This is a genomic window from Shewanella morhuae, from assembly GCF_900156405.1.
GTDB classification, from domain to species: domain Bacteria; phylum Pseudomonadota; class Gammaproteobacteria; order Enterobacterales; family Shewanellaceae; genus Shewanella; species Shewanella morhuae.
The window spans coordinates 204,393-225,870 of record NZ_FTNN01000003.1 but is presented as its reverse complement, the minus strand read 5'-3'; the positions used below and the strand labels follow the sequence as shown (position 1 = coordinate 225,870).

The 21,478-nt window shown below is 44.9% G+C and carries 17 protein-coding genes; 6 read left to right on the top strand and 11 right to left on the bottom strand.

Annotated features, from left to right (window positions below):
• The 4 genes from ctaD to lexA all read right to left on the bottom strand — a co-directional run bounded on the left by ctaD (nt 1) and on the right by lexA (nt 4,660).
• Nucleotides 1–1,593, bottom strand: coding sequence for a cytochrome c oxidase subunit I (gene ctaD / locus BW947_RS05250; protein ID WP_076497272.1), 1,593 nt, complete (start codon nt 1,591–1,593; stop codon nt 1–3).
• Nucleotides 1,594–1,602: 9 nt separating this feature from the next.
• Complete coding sequence (coxB, locus tag BW947_RS05245) at nt 1,603–3,141, bottom strand: cytochrome c oxidase subunit II (RefSeq protein WP_076497271.1); 1,539 nt, start codon at nt 3,139–3,141, stop codon at nt 1,603–1,605.
• 389 nt (nt 3,142–3,530) lie between these two features.
• Complete coding sequence (locus BW947_RS05240; protein WP_076497270.1) at nt 3,531–4,043, bottom strand: cell division inhibitor SulA; 513 nt, start codon at nt 4,041–4,043, stop codon at nt 3,531–3,533.
• Nucleotides 4,040–4,660 carry a transcriptional repressor LexA gene (gene lexA / locus BW947_RS05235; RefSeq protein ID WP_076497269.1) on the bottom strand — a complete coding sequence of 207 codons (621 nt, stop codon included), beginning with the start codon at nt 4,658–4,660 and terminating at the stop codon, nt 4,040–4,042. The genes BW947_RS05240 and lexA overlap by 4 nt, the downstream gene beginning before the upstream one ends.
• Nucleotides 4,661–4,820: 160 nt before the next feature.
• On the opposite strand from lexA, the gene plsB reads away from it, so the two are divergent.
• Together plsB and mtr are read left to right on the top strand one after the other, a co-directional pair.
• On the top strand, nt 4,821–7,244 hold the full coding sequence (gene plsB, locus BW947_RS05230) for a glycerol-3-phosphate 1-O-acyltransferase PlsB (RefSeq protein WP_076497268.1): 2,424 nt from the start codon (nt 4,821–4,823) through the stop codon (nt 7,242–7,244).
• On the top strand, nt 7,244–8,500 hold the full coding sequence (mtr, locus tag BW947_RS05225) for a tryptophan permease (protein WP_076497267.1): 1,257 nt from the start codon (nt 7,244–7,246) through the stop codon (nt 8,498–8,500). The genes plsB and mtr overlap by 1 nt, the downstream gene beginning before the upstream one ends.
• 102 nt (nt 8,501–8,602) lie before the next feature.
• Here mtr and BW947_RS05220 read toward each other — a convergent pair whose 3' ends face one another.
• From BW947_RS05220 to BW947_RS05200, 5 genes are all read right to left on the bottom strand, one after another.
• On the bottom strand, nt 8,603–9,772 hold the full coding sequence (locus tag BW947_RS05220) for a ribonuclease T2 (RefSeq protein ID WP_076497266.1): 1,170 nt from the start codon (nt 9,770–9,772) through the stop codon (nt 8,603–8,605).
• A gap of 253 nt (nt 9,773–10,025) precedes the next feature.
• Nucleotides 10,026–13,175, bottom strand: coding sequence for an efflux RND transporter permease subunit (locus BW947_RS05215; protein ID WP_076497265.1), 3,150 nt, complete (start codon nt 13,173–13,175; stop codon nt 10,026–10,028).
• A gap of 9 nt (nt 13,176–13,184) precedes the next feature.
• Nucleotides 13,185–14,723 (bottom strand): efflux RND transporter periplasmic adaptor subunit, encoded by a 1,539-nt coding sequence (locus BW947_RS05210; RefSeq protein ID WP_076497264.1) that lies wholly within the window; start codon nt 14,721–14,723, stop codon nt 13,185–13,187.
• 21 nt (nt 14,724–14,744) lie between these two features.
• Nucleotides 14,745–15,005 carry a heavy metal-binding domain-containing protein gene (locus BW947_RS05205; RefSeq protein ID WP_076497263.1) on the bottom strand — a complete coding sequence of 87 codons (261 nt, stop codon included), beginning with the start codon at nt 15,003–15,005 and terminating at the stop codon, nt 14,745–14,747.
• Between the two features lie 269 nt (nt 15,006–15,274).
• Nucleotides 15,275–15,712 (bottom strand): hypothetical protein, encoded by a 438-nt coding sequence (locus tag BW947_RS05200; RefSeq protein ID WP_076497262.1) that lies wholly within the window; start codon nt 15,710–15,712, stop codon nt 15,275–15,277.
• A 478-nt stretch (nt 15,713–16,190) separates the two neighbouring features.
• Between BW947_RS05200 and BW947_RS05195 the strand changes: the two genes are divergently transcribed.
• Complete coding sequence (locus tag BW947_RS05195) at nt 16,191–16,754, top strand: NapC/NirT family cytochrome c (protein WP_076497261.1); 564 nt, start codon at nt 16,191–16,193, stop codon at nt 16,752–16,754.
• Between the two features lie 79 nt (nt 16,755–16,833).
• On the opposite strand, the gene BW947_RS05190 is transcribed toward BW947_RS05195, so the two are convergent.
• Both BW947_RS05190 and rsmD read right to left on the bottom strand, forming a co-directional pair.
• Nucleotides 16,834–17,118, bottom strand: a complete 285-nt coding sequence (locus tag BW947_RS05190; protein WP_076497260.1) for a DUF1145 domain-containing protein — start codon at nt 17,116–17,118, stop codon at nt 16,834–16,836.
• A complete protein-coding gene (gene rsmD, locus BW947_RS05185) occupies nt 17,093–17,746 on the bottom strand; it encodes a 16S rRNA (guanine(966)-N(2))-methyltransferase RsmD (protein WP_076497259.1) in 654 nt (217 codons plus the stop codon). The genes BW947_RS05190 and rsmD overlap by 26 nt, the downstream gene beginning before the upstream one ends.
• Before the next feature lie 213 nt (nt 17,747–17,959).
• On the opposite strand from rsmD, the gene ftsY reads away from it, so the two are divergent.
• The 3 genes from ftsY to ftsX are packed head-to-tail and all read left to right on the top strand — an operon-like array spanning nt 17,960 to nt 21,387.
• Nucleotides 17,960–19,705, top strand: coding sequence for a signal recognition particle-docking protein FtsY (ftsY, locus tag BW947_RS05180; protein ID WP_076497258.1), 1,746 nt, complete (start codon nt 17,960–17,962; stop codon nt 19,703–19,705).
• Nucleotides 19,706–19,708: 3 nt separating this feature from the next.
• The gene (ftsE, locus tag BW947_RS05175; RefSeq protein ID WP_076497257.1) at nt 19,709–20,425 is read left to right on the top strand and encodes a cell division ATP-binding protein FtsE; all 717 of its coding nucleotides are present in this window, start codon (nt 19,709–19,711) and stop codon (nt 20,423–20,425) included.
• Complete coding sequence (gene ftsX / locus BW947_RS05170) at nt 20,422–21,387, top strand: permease-like cell division protein FtsX (protein WP_076497256.1); 966 nt, start codon at nt 20,422–20,424, stop codon at nt 21,385–21,387. The genes ftsE and ftsX overlap by 4 nt, the downstream gene beginning before the upstream one ends.
• Nucleotides 21,388–21,478 lie beyond the last annotated feature (91 nt).

The window sequence follows — 21,478 nt, the reverse complement described above, 5'->3', positions numbered from 1 at the left end:
TCATTTCACCTCAGGTGGTGTGGTGAATGAGTGATAAGGTGCAGGGCTTGGTAATGTCCATTCTAGACCTTCAGAACCTTCCCAAGGTTTAGCAGGAGCTTTTTCGCCGCCACGGATACATTTGATGACTAATACTAAGAAAATCAATTGCGATAAACCGAAAGCAAACCCACCAATCGATACGATTTGATTTACATCGGCAAATTGAATTGAGTAATCAGGAATACGTCTGGGCATACCCGCAAGTCCAAGGAAATGCATTGGGAAAAACAGTACGTTGACTGAAATTACCGAACACCAGAAATGCCATTGTCCTAGTCGCTCGTTGTACATGTGCCCGGTCCACTTAGGTAGCCAATAATAGGCAGCTGCCATGATAGAGAAAATGGCCCCTGTGACTAACACATAATGAAAATGTGCCACCACAAAATAAGTATCGTGGTATTGGAAATCCGCTGGCGTAATAGCCAGCATTAATCCCGAAAACCCCCCAATAGTGAAGAGCACGATAAAGGCCACAGCGAATAGCATTGGCGTTTCAAAACTGAGTGAACCGCGCCACATAGTCGCGACCCAGTTAAATACCTTTACACCTGTTGGTACCGAAATCAGCATAGTGCAATACATGAAGAATAATTCGGCAAAGACAGGCATACCAGTGGTGAACATATGGTGTGCCCACACTAGGAATGACAGAATAGCAATACTGGCAGTCGCATAAACCATTGATGAGTAACCAAATAATGGCTTGCGACTGAAGGCGGGAACAATAGCGGAGATGATGCCAAAAGATGGCAAAATCATGATGTAGACTTCAGGGTGGCCGAAGAACCAGAAAATATGCTGAAACATCACTGGATCGCCGCCGCCTGCAGCCTCGAAAAAACTTGTACCAAAAAACTTATCGGTTAGCACCATAGTCACTGCACCTGCGAGCACTGGCATAACCGCTATTAGTAAAAATGCGGTGATAAGCCAAGTCCAGACAAACATGGGTAGCTTCATCCATGTCATACCGGGAGCTCGTAAGTTTACTATGGTCACAATCACGTTAATCGCGCCCATAATGGAGCTTATTCCCATGATATGGATGGAAAATACAAATAGAGCTGTACTGTCTGGGCTATAGGTGGTCGATAATGGTGCGTAGAAGGTCCAACCAAAGTTAGGCCCGCCGCCTTCCATAAATAGTGAGCTGAGCAAGATAGTAAAGGCGAAGGGTAAGATCCAAAAACTCCAGTTATTCATCCGAGGTAACGCCATGTCTGGCGCACCGATCATCATGGGGATCAGCCAGTTCGCCAACCCAGTAAACGCTGGCATTACAGCGCCAAATACCATGATCAACCCATGAACAGTCGTCATTTGGTTGAAAAAATTGGGTTCAACTAATTGTAAACCTGGCTGAAATAGCTCAGCGCGGATTACCATGGCCATAGCGCCACCGGTTAAAAACATGATGAAGCTGAACCATAAATACAAAGTGCCTATGTCTTTGTGGTTGGTGGTTAACAGCCAGCGCATGATGCCTTTTGGCGCATCATGATGGTGGTCATCATGGGTTATGCTTTGATCTTGAGTCGTTGTGCTCATCATAATCCCCTACTGTCCATGGCTTGCGATATCAGCAGGTTGCACTGTATCGCCGGTATTGTTGCCCCAAGTATTACGCTCATAAGTAATGACTGCAGCCAGTTGCTGTGGGCTAAGTTGTTTGCCAAATGCCTGCATAGCAGTACCTGTTTTGCCGTGCATCACAATATCGATGTGATTGGCAACTGGCCCAGTGGCAATAACGCTGCCAGCAAGTGCGGGAAAGGCGGGTGGCACTCCTATTCCCGTCAATTGATGACAAGCAGCACAAATTGTGGCGTAAACAGTTTTACCTTCGGCCATAAGGGTGTCATGACTGAGTGTCGGCAGGCTTGCGGGATCGACTGCTGCGGGTTGTGGTATCGAAGTCGGATTTGGTGTTGCACTGGCAGGTGCCGTATCGGCAGATGCTGGCGTACCAACCTTGCCGTTCATGTGCTCGTTGACGTCTTTGGCTTGTACCGCATCGCCAGTATTATTGCCCCAAGCATTACGCTCGTAGGTAATTACGGCGGCAATTTCTTGCGCAGATAATTGCTTACTAAAAGCTTGCATAGCTGTCCCTGTTTTGCCGTTGAGCACGATTTCAAGGTGTCCGCTGAGTGGTCCAGTGGCTATTGGGCTGCCTTTGAGGTGTGGGAATACACCTTGTAGCCCTTCACCATTAGGTTGGTGGCAGGCTGCGCAGTGTCCTAAGTAAACTTTCTCACCTTGGGTTATTAGCTCATCTTTACTGAGTGTTTGTGATAACGCCGCTGTTGCTGCTGCGGCTGCTGCGCCTGCCGCTTGCTTTTGCTCTGTCACCCATGCTTCAAAATCAGCTTCGGATAGGGCTTGTACTACGATGGGCATAAAACCATGATCTTTACCGCAGAGTTCGGCACATTGACCGCGGTAAATACCGGGTTTGTCTATGCGAGTCCAAGACTCATTAATAAATCCAGGGTTAGCGTCTTTTTTCACAGCAAAAGCAGGTACCCACCATGAATGGATCACATCTTCAGATGTCATCAAGAAGCGAATTTTGCGGTTTATCGGTAAGACGAGCGGTTTATCGACTTCCAATAGGTAGTGTTCACCTTTGGCTTCTGTACCGTCGATTTGTGCTCTAGGGGTTGCGAGTATGCTGTAAAAATCAATGTCTTGATCAAAATAGCTGTAATGCCATTTCCACTGGGAACCGGTCACTTTAACTGTCAGATCGGCGTCGCTGGGGTCTTCCATCGCAATTAAAGTCTTTGTTGCCGGAATCGCCATTAAGATCAAAATGATGAAGGGTAGTACGGTCCAAGCAACTTCGACTTTAGTGCTTTCGTGAAAGTGAGACGCGACTGCGCCTTTAGATTTTCTGTGGTTGATGATGGCATAAATCATCACGCTAAAGACCACAAGGCCAATTGCGCAGCAGATATACAAGATAGTCATGTGCAAGTGATAAACCTTGCCACTGATCTCGGTCACGCCAGGGGTCATGTTGAACCGCATGTCCGCGGCGGCCAACGATGGTGCGAATAACACCACGAGTAAACAATACAACAATTGCTTCACAAGACTTCTCCTCTGCCAATTGCGAATAGCAACTACAAAGAAGAGCAACACAGTAAGTCTTAACTCTATGCAAACTCTTCAGTTCCCAAAAAAGCTGTTTTGACTTCAATGTGTGTTGGCGGCTGTTACTTCCAATTAAGTATTGTTACTGCTGGTATTAGCCACGTTTACACATACGACTGAAATACATCTGTTCTCTATTTCTAATAATAACGGTTCAATTGATTTGCCAAGGGCAACGCTATATCACCGTCGACTGAATCAACCATACTTGCTGTTTAAATATTGATCAAGATCACCAATTAAGCTAATTATATGAAAAATTGCCAAAAAAAAGCCTCACATTCATAGGCGAGGCGGCTTTTAAGCTAAAAAATTAAATAAATATTTTAATGTATTGCACTAAAAAAAGATGGCTGACCTAGGAGCCGTCCTTGCTCAATGTGTAGATCGTTAGGTAAGTGATTGTTTACATCTTCCAGCACTATACCCATAGCCCGAGCACTTTTGGCCACAATCTGTAGGCGGCGATTATCGCGGGCATCTAATGATTGGGTCCAAGTAATCACTGCACTAGACGTTCCACTCGTTAGCGCCTTTTCCATCGCCCACAATGTTTCGACATCATCTTTAGCGTGTACGAGTAATACTCTATCCATACGCACCCCCGCGCTGGCGAGCATTTGTTTATAGCCAATGCTGGGTGGGTTGATAAGCACTAGCCAACGGCCCTGCTGACTTAGTTGGGCGAGTTGGGCGCTCAGGTGAATGAGTTCTTGGCGGCCTTGAGTTTTTGTGGGCATACAGGCGATAGGCGTGTGTTGCCAATCATAATCGGCAGCGCGAACTTCATCGCGCCATAAGCCTGGATGACGCGGGGCATTGCCAAGTAGTTTGTTCATAGCCAATCTCCATTACGGATCACACCGACGGCGAGTCCTTCAATTGTTAAACTTTGAAAGCCTAAATCCACTTTTATTGGGGAGTAGTCTTCATTTTCGGCGTGTAGATAGACCACATTACCTTTTTTTTCGAAACGTTTAACCGTGACATCGTCGTCGACTCTAGCGACAACCACTTGACCATTTCTAGCTTGTTGTACTTTATGAACTGCCAGTAAATCTCCTTCGAGAATACCGATATTTTTCATACTGTCGCCTTTAACTCGTAGTAAAAAGTTGGCAGTAGGATGGAACATGTTTGGGTCGATTTGATAATACTGTTCTACGTGTTCTTGGGCGAGAATAGGCTCGCCCGCAGCAACTTGGCCTATAAGAGGTAAGCCGGTTTCAGTTAAGTCTTCGACTTCAGCGGTGAGACGAATGCCTCGTGAGGTACCAGGTATAATCTCGATACAGCCTTTTTTCGCCAACGCTTTTAGATGTTCTTCAGCCGCATTAGCACTCTTAAAACCTAAACGAGTAGCAATTTCTGCCCGAGTAGGTGGCATGCCAGTATCGGCAATGTTTCGTTTAATTAACTCTAAAATTTCAGCTTGCCGTGGCGTCAAAGGTCTCATGGTCTTTCCTGTTTTTCTATACAGTTACTGTTAGTATATACAGTATTGTTTGCAGTGCAAGTATTAACCATTTTTTAACCATATCGGAGAGAATTAGCGAATATTCCCTATAGTCTGGTATTCTATCCGGCTAGTGAACGTACTTAATTGCATAAGAATAATGCCTAAACATGACTCTCTTTGGTTAAAATCATTACGTTGGATCCAAAAACACTTAGTGCACACTATTGTGGTGCCTCAGGATCCCTTTGCCGATCTGAATCTGGATGCCTCCAGACCTCTTGCTTATGTGATGAAAACAGAATCACTCAGTGACATTGCTGCTCTGAGTGAAATAACGGCTAAACTCGGGCTACCTAGCCCTTATGAGCCGCTAGTTGCTAACGGTGTTGTTGCACCGCGGGTCGTTTGTCTTCAAGGGCGTAAGCCATTGTTTGGTGAGCGCACTGGTAACGAACCTTTTCTCGAATGTTTTATGCGCTTATTAGCCGTACATAAACAAGATCCTGAGCTCGATATTCAACTGGTGCCTGTCAGCTTGTATTGGGGGCGAACGCCAGGGAAAGAAGATGACACAATGAAGGCGGCCGTATTTGAACGGGAAAACCCGACTTGGCTACGCAAGTGTCTGATGATTTTATTTTTAGGCCGACATAACTTCGTACAGTTTTCTAATGCGGTATCGCTGCGTTATATGGCTGACGAACATGGCACAGATATGGGGATTGCGCATAAGTTAGCGCGAGTAGCGCGGGTGCATTTCCGTCGCCAGCGTAAAGTGATGACCGGACCTGTGTTGCCTAATCGCCAAGCGTTATTTCATTCGTTATTAAAATCGGAATCAATACGTAAAGCGATTCAAGAAGAAGCGGCCAATAAAAAGATTTCTGAGACGCAAGCGCGCGAGACAGCTATTGAGTATCTCGATGAAATAGCTGCTGATTACTCCGATAGTTTAGTGCGTATTGCCGAACGCTTCTTAACTTGGCTGTGGAACAAGCTTTATAGTGGGATCAATATTAAAGGTGCTGAGCAAGTTCGCCAGTTGCACCACGATGGTCACGAGATTGTCTATGTGCCTTGCCATCGCAGCCACATGGATTACTTACTGCTATCTTATATTTTATATTATCAAGGTATGGTGCCGCCGCACATTGCCGCAGGTATAAACCTTAACTTCTGGCCCGCTGGACCTATGTTCCGTCGTGGTGGCGCCTTCTTTATTCGTCGTAGCTTTAATGGTAATAAGCTTTATACCGCTGTATTTCGTGAATATTTAGACCAACTGTTTGCTAAAGGTTATTCGGTAGAATACTTCTCCGAAGGCGGCCGCTCACGCACGGGGCGTTTATTGGCACCCAAAACCGGCATGATTGCCATGACAATGAATAGCGTACTACGTGGTATCGAGCGTCCTGTAACGTTAGTGCCTGTATATTTGGGTTATGACCATGTGATGGAAGTGGCGACTTACCACAAAGAATTAAGTGGTAAGAAAAAGAAAAAAGAATCTGTGTGGCAGGTATTTGGCGCCATTCGCAAACTCGGTAATTTTGGTCAAGGCTATGTGAACTTTGGCGAGCCTATTACCTTGCAAAACTTCTTAAATGAACGTGCACCTAATTGGCGTACTGAGCTTGCTGATGATCCAGAGCAAAAACCAACTTGGTTAACACCAGCGGTAAACGTACTAGCTAATCGGGTGATGACTCATATCAACGATGCCGCAGCGGCGAGTTCGGTCACATTAACAAGCTTAGTGTTACTGGCTACAGATCAAAATGCCTTACAGCGCAGCCTGCTGGAGCGTCAGCTTGATCTGTATCTGACCCTTCTCAAGAAAGTGCCTTACACTGCTTATACTTCGGTTGTTGAAGGTGATGGCAAGCTGTTAGTGCAACAAGGTTTAGATCTGAATAAGTTTGTTGTGTGTGCCGACCCATTAGGTGAAATTGTTTCTATTGAAGCAAGTCAGGCAGTATCCATGACTTACTATCGTAATAATATCATTCACTTATTTGTTGTACCGTCATTAATTGCGAGTTGTTTAACGCATAGTGATCATATCCCGCGTCAGCAAGTGGTATCAATCGTTGCTGATTTTTATCCTCTGCTAAAAGCTGAGCTTTTTATGGGGATTAAAGATGTACCAGCTTATGTTAATCAAGTGCTAGATTTCTTCATTGAACAAGAATTAGTGGTTGAGACTGATACCTTAACTGTCGTGCCTGAGCACACTAGCCAACTATTATTGTTAGCCAGTTCAGTGAGTGAGACTTTGCAGCGCTACGCCATTATTTTCAACTTGTTAGCCAATAGACCTAAGATGGAGCGCTCAGAGCTTGAATCTGAAAGTCATCTGCTCGCCCAGCGTTTAGGAGCATTGCATGGTATTACAGCGCCTGAGTTTTACGATAAAAAACTTTATGGCACATTGAGCGTTAAGCTAAAAGCATTGGGGTATCTGGCTGATAGCGAAGACAAGTCGAATATTAATCGCATACGGGATCAGGCTAACAGCTTGTTACGCCCCTCAGTGAGGCAAACCATAGTGGCCAGTGTCACTGCGGAGCACATTGTTTAATGGCAAACCATATGAATGCGGTTAAAAATAAGCCCGCTGGTAAGTCCCTGCTCGGTGGAGCAATGATTATTGCTGGTACGACCGTTGGCGCTGGGATGTTTTCTCTGCCCGTGGTGGGTGCGGGTATGTGGTTTGGTTATTCGATTTTAATGTTATTAGGTATTTGGTTTTGTATGTTGATGTCGGGTTTATTGTTACTCGAAACTAATTTACATTTCGAACCCGGCGCTAGTTTTGATACCTTAAGTAAGCAAACTTTAGGGCAATTTTGGCGAATTGTTAATGGAGTTTCCATTGCCTTTGTCTTGTATATTTTAACTTATGCCTACATTAGTGGCGGTGGTTCGATTGTAAATCATAGCTTACATGGCATGGGCGTTGAGTTACCGCAAAGTGTGGCTGGGCTGGTGTTTGCCATCGTTTTAGCGTGCATAGTGTTAATTAGCACTAAGGCAGTGGATCGGATTACCACGATTATGCTCGGTGGCATGATTATCACTTTCTTTCTCGCTATCGGCAATTTACTGATCGAAATCGACGTGACTAAGTTGCTCGAACCCGATGGTAATAATAGCTTTTCGCCATATTTGTGGGCGGCTTTACCCTTTGGCCTTGCCAGCTTTGGCTACCACGGTAATGTTCCCAGCTTAGTGAAGTATTACGGCAAAGACTCCTCCACCATTATCAAGGCAATCTTCGTCGGTACCTTTATCGCGCTGGTGATTTATAGCTGTTGGTTAGTGGCTACTATGGGCAATATTCCCCGCAGCCAGTTTATTGATATTATTGCCCAAGGCGGCAATATGGGTGTGCTGGTCGGCGCTTTGTCTAAGGTGATGGCGAGTAGCTGGTTGAATAGTATGTTGTCACTGTTTGCCAACTTAGCCGTGGCTTCATCTTTCCTCGGAGTTACATTAGGCTTATTTGATTATCTTGCTGATTTATTTAGCTTTGATGATTCGCGTACGGGCCGCATGAAAACCGCATTAGTGACCTTTGTGCCACCCACTATCTTAGGTTTACTGTTCCCCGATGGTTTTTTAGTGGCGATTGGTTTTGCGGCATTAGCTGCAACCATTTGGGCGGTAATTGTTCCGGCACTAATGGCCTATAAATCACGGCAGTTATTCCCTAACAGCACAGGTTTTAGAGTGTTCGGTGGGACACCACTAATCATGCTTGTGGTGTTATTTGGCATAGTGACAGGTGCTTGTCACTTATTGGCAATGGCGCATTTACTACCACAGTATTCATAATGTAGCCCAGTATGATAAGCCCTCATCATGAGGGCTTATTTGTATTATAAATATGGCTTTTTTAGTCTTTATAATCAGGTTGTTATTACCGTTTTAACGTGTCTAGTTAGGCTGGTCGATTGTTATGGTTTCAGGACAAGAGCCTTTTTTAGCTTTGTCAGCTTTGGCTAGTAGACTTGGTAAGGAGTCTGAAGTCTTAATGACCTCGGGCAAATTAATACGGATTTCACTCAATAAGCCTTTGGCACATTCTAAGCTCATTTTAGTGTGAGCACCTTTGCCAAAACTGGCATCAAAACTTTGGTTTAATTCACTTTTGGTGACATTTTTACCAATACGTTCATGAATAAAACCTTGTACCCATGCCGAGGCGTTTACCGCTTGGGTTAGCTGGGTTGCCAATAAAAAGTATTCGTTTGGATCTTGGCTGCGGCAAGTGCCGTGTTTCCACCATTGGTGTCGCTCTAAACAGGTTCCGTAGCGGGCGCTTGGCATGACTTCTTCTAAATTTTTACGAACCGATGGGTTAAGTTCAAACTCAGGATAAGTACAGAAATCGTTTGGCTGTAGTTTTACTGTGTTGCAATAGCCATAACGTGTGCCGCATTGCTGCTTATTCGGCCACAGTCCGTGCAGACTAAAGTGTTGCCATTGGGTCGACTCACTCGTTTGGCTTAACGCGTGGCATTCTGCTTTTCGGCTGCCATAGAGTTCACAAAACGTGCTTTGCCAGCTTAATGCCAACACATTGGCATCAAATTTTTCGCCTATTCGACATTGATCCCCTTGGCTCTTTTGCGTGACGCCATGCTCTTTAAGGCTATCTCGGTTTTTGGCTTTGATATCCGCTGCCGTGGTGGTTTGCGCGGGTTCGACTGCCGTTGCTGGTATTGATAGATTACTGCCTGCAATATTGGATTGATATTGGCCGCAAGCACCACTAATCCAGCGCATGGGCGATTTTATCGCATTGGTTCGCACTCGCAGCCAGTCGGGTTTTAAGCTGTTACCGAGGATTTCGAGTACAGGATAGCGCTCGCCAATATTGCTCTGCCACTGATCGGGATTGGTTTGTTTATTTTTTGATTGAAATAATTCACAGCGTTTATCGGCGATAAATTCTCCGCTCGCTGGCGCAGCAAAAGCGGGTATGACTGCAATGATTAGCGTACCGAATAGGCCGAATGCAGCAAGTAATACGCGCGGTGGGCGGTTAAGTAAACCTACTATCAGCCTAATTCGGCTGATCGTTAAACAGAATGTTTTTATCATTTAATGGAATCCTTTCTGCTACAGATAGTTGAGTCAATCCTGTGGTGCGCTGCGTTAATGGTACACATAAGCGTTATAAACTTAGAGGCTTATTTTATTGATCGTCATTTGTAGCGGCATTGCTCACGCTCTCCTAAATCGATGCTAGCCTTCGTCTGTATATGAGTTGAATCCACTAAGCTTTAGTTTTATGAAATGAAAAATCCCTTCAACCGTAACGGCTTGAGGGGATTTTTGTAGATTTACATTGTGGTTAACTTACATGCTCGGCATCTTTCTTTAGCTTGCGCGAGTAAACCAGTAAGTAGAGTGCGGGCAGGACAAATAGTGACAATAACGGTGCTGTTACCATGCCGCCAACCATAGGTGCGGCGATTTTTTGCATCACATCGTTACCCGAGCCAGCGCCCCACATAATGGGTAATAGACCAAAGAAGATGGTTGCGACCGTCATCGCTTTAGGGCGAATACGCATAACCGCACCTTCGATTAAGGCTTCTTTTAAATCGCTAACACAGTGGTAAGTGTCTTTTTCTTGCCGGTGCTTGATAGCGTTATTGAGATATACCAACATCACCACCCCAAACTCGGCGGCGACACCTGCTAGGGCAATCATACCCACGGCCACAGCTACTGAGATATTGTAATCGAGTAGATACAGCAGCCAAGTGCTGCCGACCAGCGCAAAGGGTAGGCTGAGCATGATAATGCTGGCCTGAATGGTGGAGCCGAATGTCATCATCAGCAGAATAAAAATAACTGCTAACGCCATGGGGATCACTTGTTTAAGCTTAGCATCTACGCGTTGCATATATTCATACTGCCCTGCGAAAGTATAGCTGTAGCGCGGAGGTACTTTCAGTTCGGCATTTAAAGCTTGCTTAGCGGTGGCAATATATTCGCCAATAGAAGTACCTTCAATATCGATAAATACCCAAGAGATTAAACGACCGTTTTCACTGCTGAGCATAGGCGCACCATCAGTGATTTCAATATCCGCTAAATTTCGCAGTGGCAAGTAATGCCCAGATTTAGTGATGACAGGTAACTCACGTAGTTTCTCGATATTATCGCGTAGCTCACGGGGGTAGCGTAGATTGATGGGGTAACGCTCAGCACCCTGTATCGATTCACCAATATCCATGCCGCCAATGGCGTAACGCACCACATCTTGAATATCCTGTAAGGTCATACCGTAACGCGCTGCCACATCCAGTTTTGGGCTGATATCAATATAGCGCCCACCGCCACTGCGTTCAGCATAGGCCGATTTGGTGTGTGGCACCTTACTCAAAATTGCTTCAATTTGAGTACCTATTCTTTGCAGCTCGTTGACATCGGCCCCAGTAATCTTAAGCCCAACAGGGGTTTTTATCCCCGTTGAGAGCATATCGATACGAGTTTTGATAGGTTGCACCCAAGCATTAGTGATTCCCGGCACTTTGACCGTTTGTTGCAGCTGGGCAATGATGCCATCTAAAGTCATGCCTTCACGCCATTCGTTATGGGGCTTGAGCATGATTGTCGTTTCAAGCATGGTCAGTGGCGCGGGATCGGTGGCGGTTTCGGCGCGGCCTGCTTTGCCGAATACGCGAGCGACTTCGGGGACTGTTTTGATTAACCGGTCAGTTTGTTGTAACACTTCGGCAGCTTTACTGGCGCTGACACCGGGTAGTGTTGTTGGCATATAGAGTAAATCGCCTTCTTCAAGAGCAGGCATAAACTCACTCCCCATACGAGTCATTGGGTACCAAGCACTGGCGAGTGCGACTAACGCTAAAATTAACGTGACCTTAGGAAATTTCAACACCAGTTTTAGTGACGGCTCATAAAGTGCAATCAAGAAACGGCTAATAGGATTACTGCGTTCGCTGGGGATTTTACCGCGGATAAAATAACCCATCAAAATGGGTACTAAGGTTATCGATAAAAAAGCTGCCGCGGCCATAGCAAAGGTTTTTGTGTAAGCCAATGGCGCGAATAATCGACCTTCTTGCGCCTCGAGCGCAAACACGGGCACAAAGCTTAAGGTGATAATGATCAATGAGAAAAATAGTGCAGGGCCGACTTCAATTGAGGCTTCGGTGACGATACGCCAATGTTCTTTAGTATCAGGCTCGCGATTATTATCTGCCTTAAAATGCTCTAAATGCTTGTGCAAGTTTTCGATCATCACAATCGCACCATCCACCACAGCGCCGATAGCAATAGCAATGCCGCCAAGACTCATGATATTGGCGTTAACACCCATCTTATTCATCACGATAAAGGCGATTAGGATAGATAGCGGCAGAGTTATTACCGCCACGAGCGTGGATCGTGCATGTAGTAAAAATAGTAAACAGACTAAACCAACCACTAACATTTCTTCGACGACTTTACTAAAGAGGTTGTCGACGGACTCAAGAATTAAATGGGATCTGTCATAGGTAGGAATAATCTCAACGCCTTCTGGCAGACCGGCTTTGAGTTCTTCGAGTTTTGCTTTCACCGCATCAATTGTCGCTAAGGCGTTTTCGCCGTAACGCATCACTACAATTCCGCCAACGACTTCACCTTCACCATCGAGTTCGGCAATGCCGCGGCGTGAGGCTGGGCCTTTACGCACAGTAGCCACATCTTTGAGTGATAAACCTGTACCAGCAGGGCTGGTGATGCCAAGGGGAATTTCACGAAAATCTTCCAAGGTTTGGCGATAACCTTTGGCGCGTACCATGTATTCAGCTTCGGCCATCTCGATCACTGAGCCGCCGGCTTCGCTGTTAGCTCTATCGATGGCTTGTTTAATGCTGGCGATATCGAGCTTATAGACCGCCATTTTATCGGGCTCAAGCACTATCTGATAAGTCTGCTCCATGCCGCCTACGGTAGCGACTTCTGACACGCCCGCTACGCTTTGTAGCTCTAATTTAAGATACCAATCCTGTAGACTTTTGAGTTGTGATAAATCTAAATTTCCGGAGCGATCGACCAGCGCATATTCATACACCCAACCCACGCCTGATGCATCTGGGCCAAGAGATGGCTGCACGTTTTGTGGCAAGCGGCTGCTGATTTGGCTCAAGTATTCGAGCACTCGTGAACGTGCCCAGTAGATGTCAGTGCCATCTTCAAAAATCACATACACATAAGAGTCACCGAACATGGAATAGCCACGTACAGTTTTGGCACCGGGTACGGCTAACATGGCGGTCGACAAAGGATAGGTGACTTGTTCTTCTACCAATTTTGGTGCTTGACCCGGATAAGGGGTTTTAATGATCACTTGTACGTCGGATAAATCTGGCAGCGCATCGAGCGGCGTTTTACGCAGCTCCTGTACGCCCCAGACCGTGATCATGATGGCAATAATTAGCACCATAAATCGCTGCCTAATGGACGCTTCAATAATATATTTCAACATATCGCGCTCCTAGTGCTGATGACCGCTGCTTAAACGCATTAAGCTGCCCTTGAGACTGGCTTCTGAGTCGAGTAAAAACTGCCCCGAAATTACCACCCGCTCACCTTCATGCAGGCCTGAAATAATCTCGGCCTTGCCTTGGCTCATCATGCCAACAGTGACTTGTTTAGCGGTAAAACTGTCATCGGCTTGTTTAACGATTACGCGGTTTTCTTTACCCGTTTGAATTAAGGCTTCCTGCGGGACCACCAGTACATTTTCATGTGGCCCGCCAAATAGCGAAACCTTAGCGAGGGTTTTGGGTCTTAAATCTACCTTAGTATTGTTGAGCACTACCCGTACTCGAAGGCTACGAGTCACTGGATCAAGTTCGGGATAGATGTAATCGATAGTGCCTTCAATACCGTTAATATTCATGGCGGGAACGGCAATTTCGGCCTTTTGCCCTTTGGCAATCCAGCTTTGCTCGTTCTCAAACACGTCAGCAATTACCCACACTTTAGAAAGATCCACCACCGACATCACCTCGGTTGAGGGCTGAATATACATGCCATCACGTACATCGAGTGCTTTGACAATTCCCTCTTGGCGCGCATAAAAAGGTACTCGATATTGTGTTTGTTTTGATTCGGTTAATTGTTTGATTTGTTTATCATTAAACCCAAGAAAAGATAATCGTAAACCTGCGTCGCGAACCAGACCTTTATAGCGCTCTTGTCCGTTTGTTGTAGCGGTATCCATCGCCAGTAGATAATCATTTTGCGCATTGATTAAATCGGGAGAGTAGATCTCATAAAGTAGCTGATCTTTCTTAATGGTATCGCCAACTGACTTGATCATCAGCTTTTCAATCCAGCCAGTAACACGGGCATGGATATGGGTAATTTGACTTTCGTCATAGTCGACCTGACCAACGGTTTCGACAAATTTCCATAGTGTGTCGCGTTCAACTTTTGCGACTTTAAGCGCTAGCGCTTGCTGCATACTGCCAGAAACATTGATGTTGATTTCTTGGGTATTACCACCGGTTTCGACTTTCTCTAAATTCATGCCACAGATAGGGCAAGTGCCGGGCACATCACTAATGATGTGGGCGTGCATAGGGCAAACGTACTTGATTGTTATCACGTTATCTGCAGCTTTGACTAAGCTGTCGGCCTTAGGTGCAGGAGTGTCAAATACCAGACTTGAAGACTTAGTGGCTAAGGTTGGTCGGTGCTCTGCGTTTTGGTGCTCAGCAGCTTGATGCTCAGTATGCTTATCTGTCGGGCTAGCGACAGCTTGTTGCTCAACTAAAAACATATTGCACTGAGGGCAGCGGCCGGGCTCATGGCTGATCACTTCTGGATGCATTGGGCAAGTATAAGTTTTTACTTGATTTATAACGTTCGCCTGCGGCGCATGTTCATGGCTGTTAGCTTGGTGTGCAGCAGTTTGATCTGTACTTGCAAGTTGTGCATGACTCAACCAAGGCGTACTAATAAGTATGCTACTCAATAGTAGTACGGTCTTAGGGGCTTGTTTTTTTACGTTGTTAAATGGATTCATATGCCTCATCTCCGGCCTAGCTTAGTGGTGTTCGTGCGCGTTGTGCAGCGTACCTTCAGCTATTTTTTCATCCGTCGCTTTGGGCTCTAAGTCCATACCACATTTAGGGCAAGTATCGCCTTTTGTGCCAACCACTTCGGGGTGCATAGGGCAAATATAGGTTTGCGCTTGCAATTGTGGACTTAGATTACCGTGCTGATGTTCGTGTGGCGCGGCCGTGGCAAACACACTGGTATTGATAAGCAGTAATGTCATTAAGGCGAGGTTAGTTAGGTTTTTCATATTATTCACTCCATCGGATTACTAGCCGAAGATTAAGTCCATAAAACATCGATGAGCCTTGTAGATTAAAGCTATTTGCTTTGATTTACAGATTGATGCCATAACTTGGCATTTGGCGCAGTGATCAATATTTTTCTGAACGTGGGTGCATAATTTAATAATAAGGCACCACAATAAACGGCAGAAACTTGCGTTAATTTGGTTGTCGTTTTAGCTTGATTACTTCGCGTTTTTTAATGGCTGATTTGCCGATTAAAAGCAAAGTAGAGCTAGGCTATCGGTGGTTTAAAGGCCGAAGACAAAGAGATAGAGTGGAAATGAGGCATAGGAGTGGCCATTGCGGTATCGCTCATGCTCACACTTGGCCAGAGGTGTGGGCTGAATAGAGTGCCAGCGACTGAAATCGTCAAACAATGCCCACAATCATTTGAACATGATGTGGTGCCATCACAGCAATGCTGTTTCGCGCCGGGAAGCATTGTCTCGTTACAGCAATCCGCGTTGGCTATTGAATGTGAGTCAGAACTGTTCTCTGTGTTCATCTGCATCACTGTATGATGCATTTTTTGACTTGAAGCCTTATGGTTTATTGCACTCATGTCCATAGTGTGCGGCACCATGGCGTGACCATTAGACACAACACTTTGCCCGACGAGTGCGAGTAAAGTGAATACGACTAAAAAGTAACGACCGAGTGTGTGATGCATAAGTATCCCAGATGATGAACGGCTCGATTCTAGCATAGCGATATTATTCTGTAATGGGTTAGCTCACGTTTTAGCATAACCAATAGATATTTATTCTCAATAGACCCTGCAGCAGTCAATTATTTATGCCTATTTTTGCATTAATCTAATACTCCGCACCATAATAAATGTGTCGTCAGTCACATTTAAGTATTCTATAAATAAGATTTAACTTAAGCGCATTTAATTCGAATGTTAATCATTAAAATAAACTCCCCGTGTTTTATTTCGATTAGGTGGATGTAAATATCCATGTATTACGCCGTTTGTTAGAGGGTTTCTGCTTGTTACTACTGTAATAGTTAGATCTAGATCTCACTTTACGCTTTTAAACGTCATTCAATGGTTAAATTTTGGCTTAGAATCAAATTTCTAATAAATAAAAGAATATAAACTAGACTTATAAAAACTAAATTTATCAATTTCGGAGAATAGAGTGATGAACTGGCGTGCACTGTTTAAACCTAGCGCAAAATATTCAATCCTAGCATTACTGGTCGTGGGTATTGTTGTCGGAGTTGTGGGCTACTTTGCCACCCAAACGACCTTACACGCTACCAGCCAAGATGCATTTTGTATGAGCTGCCATAGCCAACACTCATTGAAAAATGAGGTGATGTCATCTCCCCATGGTAACAACCGTGTGGGTATTGTGGTGCAGTGTCAGCAATGTCACATTGCACAGGAACCATTCCAATATTTGAAGAAAAAGATCATCGTTTCTAAAGACGTTATCGGCTTCTTAATGATTGATGGTTTTAATACTCAAGCTTGGTTAGATGAAAACCGTAAAGAGCAAGCTGAACTCGCACGTGATTATTTGCGCTCAATTGATTCTTCAACGTGCCAAAATTGTCATAATCGTATTTATGAAAACCAATCAGAAAATATGAGCAAAATGGCAGTGAGAATGCACAGCAACAATTTTAAGAAAGCGCCAGAAGATAGAAAAACCTGTATCGACTGTCATAAAGGTGTGGCTCACCCTTATCCTAAAGGATAAATTTTAGTGCAAGATCACTCTGAGTAATTACCATAAAAAAACCCTCTTACCGAGGGTTTTTTATTATTTATAATATAGGTTAAACCGCATTAGCCAGTACTCGCTGTCGATAGGTGAGCAAACTAAAAATGCCAAAGATAAATACCTGTAAATAATCTTGCTTCGTTAATGGCAGCAAGGTTTTAAACAACATATGGAAAATAGCAACCTGAAAACAATGCATCATGCAGGTAATACCAAGCAGGATATTCAAAATAATCGCGACATTGCCGTCAAAAGGGATTACTAAGTTATAGGCCATCATCAGCCAAGCAATAAGCGTGATGGCTTTACCTACATTAATCAACAAGGGCATGGTTTTCATCTTCTATAGGCTCAGTCGTATTTGCAGATTGATATTGATACAAGCGATAACTGACTTGCCCTGTATGCTTTTCTTTTAAAGCTTGCCAGTGAGATGGTATTGCTAATTGTGTCAATTCCGCTTCAACTTCGACATAAATCAATGCGCCATCATTGAGCCAGCCTTGGGTGTCGAGCAGTTGAGTCGTCTTTTCTGCCAATCCCTTGCGAAATGGCGGGTCGATAAACACTAGGTCAAAACCCTGATCGCAGCCTTGTTGTAACACCATTAATGTGTCGGCGTTGAGCACTTCGGCCTTATCGCATTTAAGGGTTTGAAGATTTTCTTTTAGCTGCAAAGCCGCGCCACGTTGTAACTCGATAATTTTAGCGTAATTTGCATAACGCGATAGGGATTCGAGCGCCAATGCGCCACTCCCGCCAAAACAGTCAAGTACACGAGCATTAACAACGCTGTTAGCTAACCAGTTAAAAAGTGTTTCGCGCACTCTATCTGGCGTTGGCCTTAAACCATCGAGATCCTGAATAGGCAAACGACGCGAACGCCATTGTCCACCAATGATCCGCACCTGACCACTACCAAGCTGACTTTTAGTCGATTGATTTTTTATCGAACGATGATTGGCCAAAGTGCCCCCGTGATTTTGCCTGAAGAAAGAAAGTGGTAGACTATGCCACCTTAATAAAGGCCGCTATTTTATATCAAAGTCTCACCAAAAGGTGAGAAGGCTGAGTGAGCTTAGCTAATTGCCGACTTTTTGGACGTAATTTCCGAGGCAATCTGGTATAACATCAGGGTCTTATTCAAAATTCAACACTGAAGTAGAGCGCTGGGATCACACATGGCAAAGAAAGGTTTTTTCTCTTGGTTTCGTAAAGATAAGTCACAAGATGAGGTCGTCGCTGAAACTCCAGTCGTTACTCCCACACAAGACGCTGAAAAAGCACCGTCTGTAGAGCAGGAACAAGTAGAGGCGCAGCGTTTAGCTATTGAAACAGCAGCAAAGCTGGCCGCAGAGCAGTTAGCTGCCGAGCAGACGCAAGCCAAAGTAGAAGCAGAACGTATTGCCCACGAGCAAGCACAAATCAACGCTCAGCGTATAGCTGAGCAACAAGCAAAAGCAGCACACTTGGCGGCAGCACAGTTAGAGGCTGAACAAGCTGCAGCAGAATTTACTGCAAATAAGTTAGCCGCAGAACAATTAGCTCAAGAGCAAGCCCAAATTGAAGTAGAGCGTTTAGCGGAACAACAAGCGCAAGTAGCACGTAAGGCGGCTGCTCAGCTAGAAGCTGAACAAGCTGCAGCGGAATTTACTGCTGAGAAGCTAGCCGCAGAACAACTAGCTCAAGAGCAAGCCCAAATTGAAGCCGAGCATTTAGCGCAAGCACAAGTAGCACGTAAGGCGGCCGCACAGTTAGAGGCTGAACAAGCTGCAGCAGAATTTACTGCTGAGAAGCTAGCCGTAGAACAATTAGCTCAAGAGCAAGCCCAAATTGAAGTAGAGCGTTTAGCGGAACAACAAGCGCAAATCACAGCCGCTGAAGAAGTGGAACGTGTTAGCCAAGCTTTAGTAGCAGAACAGCTTACCGCAGAGCTTGAACAAGTTGTTGAGCTTGTAGCAGAATTACAACCTGAGCCGCAGGCTAGGCCGGTTAAAGAAGGCTTGTTTGCGCGTCTAAAACGCGGATTGATGCGTACCAGTGAGAATATCGGTAGTGGTTTTATCGGGCTATTTCGCGGTAAAAAAATTGATGATGACTTATTTGAAGAGCTAGAAGAGCAGTTATTAATCGCCGATGTTGGCGTTGAAACGACTACGCGTCTTATTAAAAACTTAACAGAACATGCGTCACGTAAACAATTAAAAGATGCCGAAGCGTTATACGAGTTATTGCGTGATGAGTTGCAAAAAACACTTGACCCTGTCGCCATTCCGTTAGTGCCAGATAATGCGAATGGGCCATTTGTAATTTTAATGGTGGGCGTCAATGGTGTGGGTAAAACGACCACTATCGGCAAAATGGCCAAGCAATACCAAAGCCAAGGTAAATCGGTGATGTTAGCTGCGGGCGATACTTTCCGTGCCGCCGCGGTTGAGCAGCTACAAGTTTGGGGACAACGTAACGACATTACTGTGATTGCCCAGCATACGGGCGCAGATAGTGCTTCGGTATTGTTTGATGCCTTACAAGCCGCCAAAGCGCGTAAAGTCGATGTATTGATTGCCGACACCGCGGGTCGTTTGCAAAATAAAGCGCATCTAATGGAAGAATTGAAGAAAGTTGTGCGAGTAATGAAAAAGCTCGACCCCGATACACCACATGAGGTCATGCTGACATTAGATGCCAGCACGGGGCAAAATGCGATTAGCCAAGCGCAATTGTTCCAAGAAGCTGTAGGGGTAACGGGAATTACCATCAGTAAGTTAGATGGAACAGCTAAGGGCGGCGTAGTGTTTGCGATTGCCGACAAGTTTAATATCCCCATCCGTTATATCGGTGTTGGTGAGCAAATTGATGATTTACGCCCCTTTAATTCGAAAGAATTTATCGACGCCTTGTTCACTCAAGAAAAAGCGGATAGCTAATTTATGATTGATTTTCAGCAGGTCAGTAAGATTTATCCTGGCGGCCAAATGGCGCTGGAAGATGTCAATTTTCATCTGCAACAGGGTGAAATGGCATTTTTAACCGGCCACTCAGGTGCGGGTAAAAGTACGCTGTTGAAGTTAATTACGGTTATTGAACGCGCGACCACTGGCCGTGTGGCGATTAATGGCCATGATATCGCCCATTTGAGTGCCAAACATGTGCCGTACTTACGCCGCAATATTGGTATGATTTTTCAAAATCATCATCTTTTAATGGATAGAAGTGTTTTTGATAATGTCGCCTTACCGCTGGTGATTGAAGGTTTTTCCCATGGTGAGATACGTAAGCGTGTGGCTGGTGCCCTCGACATGGTGGGGTTATATGGCAAAGAGCGGCATAACCCGATCATGTTGTCAGGTGGTGAGCAGCAACGTGTCGGTATTGCCCGCGCGATTGTGAATAAGCCGCTTTTACTGCTTGCTGACGAACCAACGGGTAACTTAGATCCTAAGTTATCGATGGATATTTTACGTCTATTTGAAACCTTTAATGATGCCGGCACAAGCGTGCTTATCGCCACTCACGATTTGGGATTAATTGCGCGGATGAAGTACCGTACTTTTACGCTTAAACAGGGACGTATGTTAGGCGCACAAGAGTTAGATCATAGTGTGCATGCACGTAGTACAACGCTCAATAGAGGTGAAGGTCTATGAGCAATAGCGCAAAATTAACTCGTAGTAAATTGCCTCTGTCGGGACGATTCGTGATGTTTTTTATTCGACATGCGCAACAAGCCATGGCGAGTTTAGGTGAACTCTGGCGTAATCCAATATCCTCTGTGATGACAATGGCGGTACTCGGTGTGAGTTTGAGTTTACCGGCGGCATTACAGGTATTGGTTAAAAATGCTGAAACCATTACTAGCTCGTGGAATAGTGCCGCTGAGATATCCTTATTTATTGATGATAATCGCAGTGAACAAACAATCCAGAGTCTATTAACTCGTATTGGTACTTATTCTGAAGTTGATAAGGTGCGGTATATCGATAAAAACCAAGCCCTAGAAGAGTTTCAACGCCTTTCTGGATTTGGTGAAGCCTTAGCCTATTTGGATAAAAACCCCTTACCAGCCGTGATTACGGTGACCCCTACGAAGCGATATTCAACGCCAGTGGGAGCCCGGGAATTATTAACTAAGCTAGAGCGTGAACCTGAGATTAGTTTTGGCCGTTTAGATATTGAATGGTTAGAGCGTTTACAAGCTGTGGTTCGTGTGCTTGAGCGGACTGTAATGGCGATTGCAGCTCTTCTCATTTTGGCCGTGGTATTGGTGATTGGTAATACAATTCGTCTCGCGATTATGAATCGACGTAGCGAAATCGAAGTGATGAAATTAGTCGGTGCAACCGAAGCTTTTATCCAGCGTCCTTTCCTTTATACGGGTATTTGGTATGGGGTAATTGGTGGCATACTAGCTTGGCTTATCATTAACTTATTGGTGTGGTATCTCGATTCGGCGTTGGCAGAATTGTTGGGGCTTTACGGCAGTCAGCTTGAAATGAAATCACTGACGTTTACTGAGTTATTGCAATTAGTCGGTTTAGCATCATTTTTAGGCTGGTTAGGGTCGTATTTATCGGTTCGTCAACATTTACGTGCCATTGAACCGTCGTAACCCGGTTAACCTTCGACGTTAATAAATAGCAAAAAAGTCACTAAAAAAAGCGATGGTGATGAACTTTTTTTCACTTGATATGTCTATTTTA

Excerpts from the sequence above, each read along its gene's own strand:
- ctaD (WP_076497272.1), bottom strand. The coding sequence starts at position 1,593 with ATGAGCACAACGACTCAAGATCAAAGCATAACCCATGATGACCACCAT.
- BW947_RS05195 (WP_076497261.1), top strand. The coding sequence starts at position 16,191 with ATGAACTGGCGTGCACTGTTTAAACCTAGCGCAAAATATTCAATCCTA.
- BW947_RS05205 (WP_076497263.1), bottom strand. The coding sequence starts at position 15,005 with ATGAAAAACCTAACTAACCTCGCCTTAATGACATTACTGCTTATCAAT.
- ftsX (WP_076497256.1), top strand. The coding sequence starts at position 20,422 with ATGAGCAATAGCGCAAAATTAACTCGTAGTAAATTGCCTCTGTCGGGA.
- lexA (WP_076497269.1), bottom strand. The coding sequence starts at position 4,660 with ATGAGACCTTTGACGCCACGGCAAGCTGAAATTTTAGAGTTAATTAAA.
- BW947_RS05210 (WP_076497264.1), bottom strand. The coding sequence starts at position 14,723 with ATGAATCCATTTAACAACGTAAAAAAACAAGCCCCTAAGACCGTACTA.
- BW947_RS05215 (WP_076497265.1), bottom strand. The coding sequence starts at position 13,175 with ATGTTGAAATATATTATTGAAGCGTCCATTAGGCAGCGATTTATGGTG.
- ftsY (WP_076497258.1), top strand. The coding sequence starts at position 17,960 with ATGGCAAAGAAAGGTTTTTTCTCTTGGTTTCGTAAAGATAAGTCACAA.
- BW947_RS05240 (WP_076497270.1), bottom strand. The coding sequence starts at position 4,043 with ATGAACAAACTACTTGGCAATGCCCCGCGTCATCCAGGCTTATGGCGC.
- BW947_RS05220 (WP_076497266.1), bottom strand. The coding sequence starts at position 9,772 with ATGATAAAAACATTCTGTTTAACGATCAGCCGAATTAGGCTGATAGTA.
- BW947_RS05200 (WP_076497262.1), bottom strand. The coding sequence starts at position 15,712 with ATGCATCACACACTCGGTCGTTACTTTTTAGTCGTATTCACTTTACTC.
- plsB (WP_076497268.1), top strand. The coding sequence starts at position 4,821 with ATGCCTAAACATGACTCTCTTTGGTTAAAATCATTACGTTGGATCCAA.
- BW947_RS05190 (WP_076497260.1), bottom strand. The coding sequence starts at position 17,118 with ATGAAAACCATGCCCTTGTTGATTAATGTAGGTAAAGCCATCACGCTT.
- ftsE (WP_076497257.1), top strand. The coding sequence starts at position 19,709 with ATGATTGATTTTCAGCAGGTCAGTAAGATTTATCCTGGCGGCCAAATG.
- mtr (WP_076497267.1), top strand. The coding sequence starts at position 7,244 with ATGGCAAACCATATGAATGCGGTTAAAAATAAGCCCGCTGGTAAGTCC.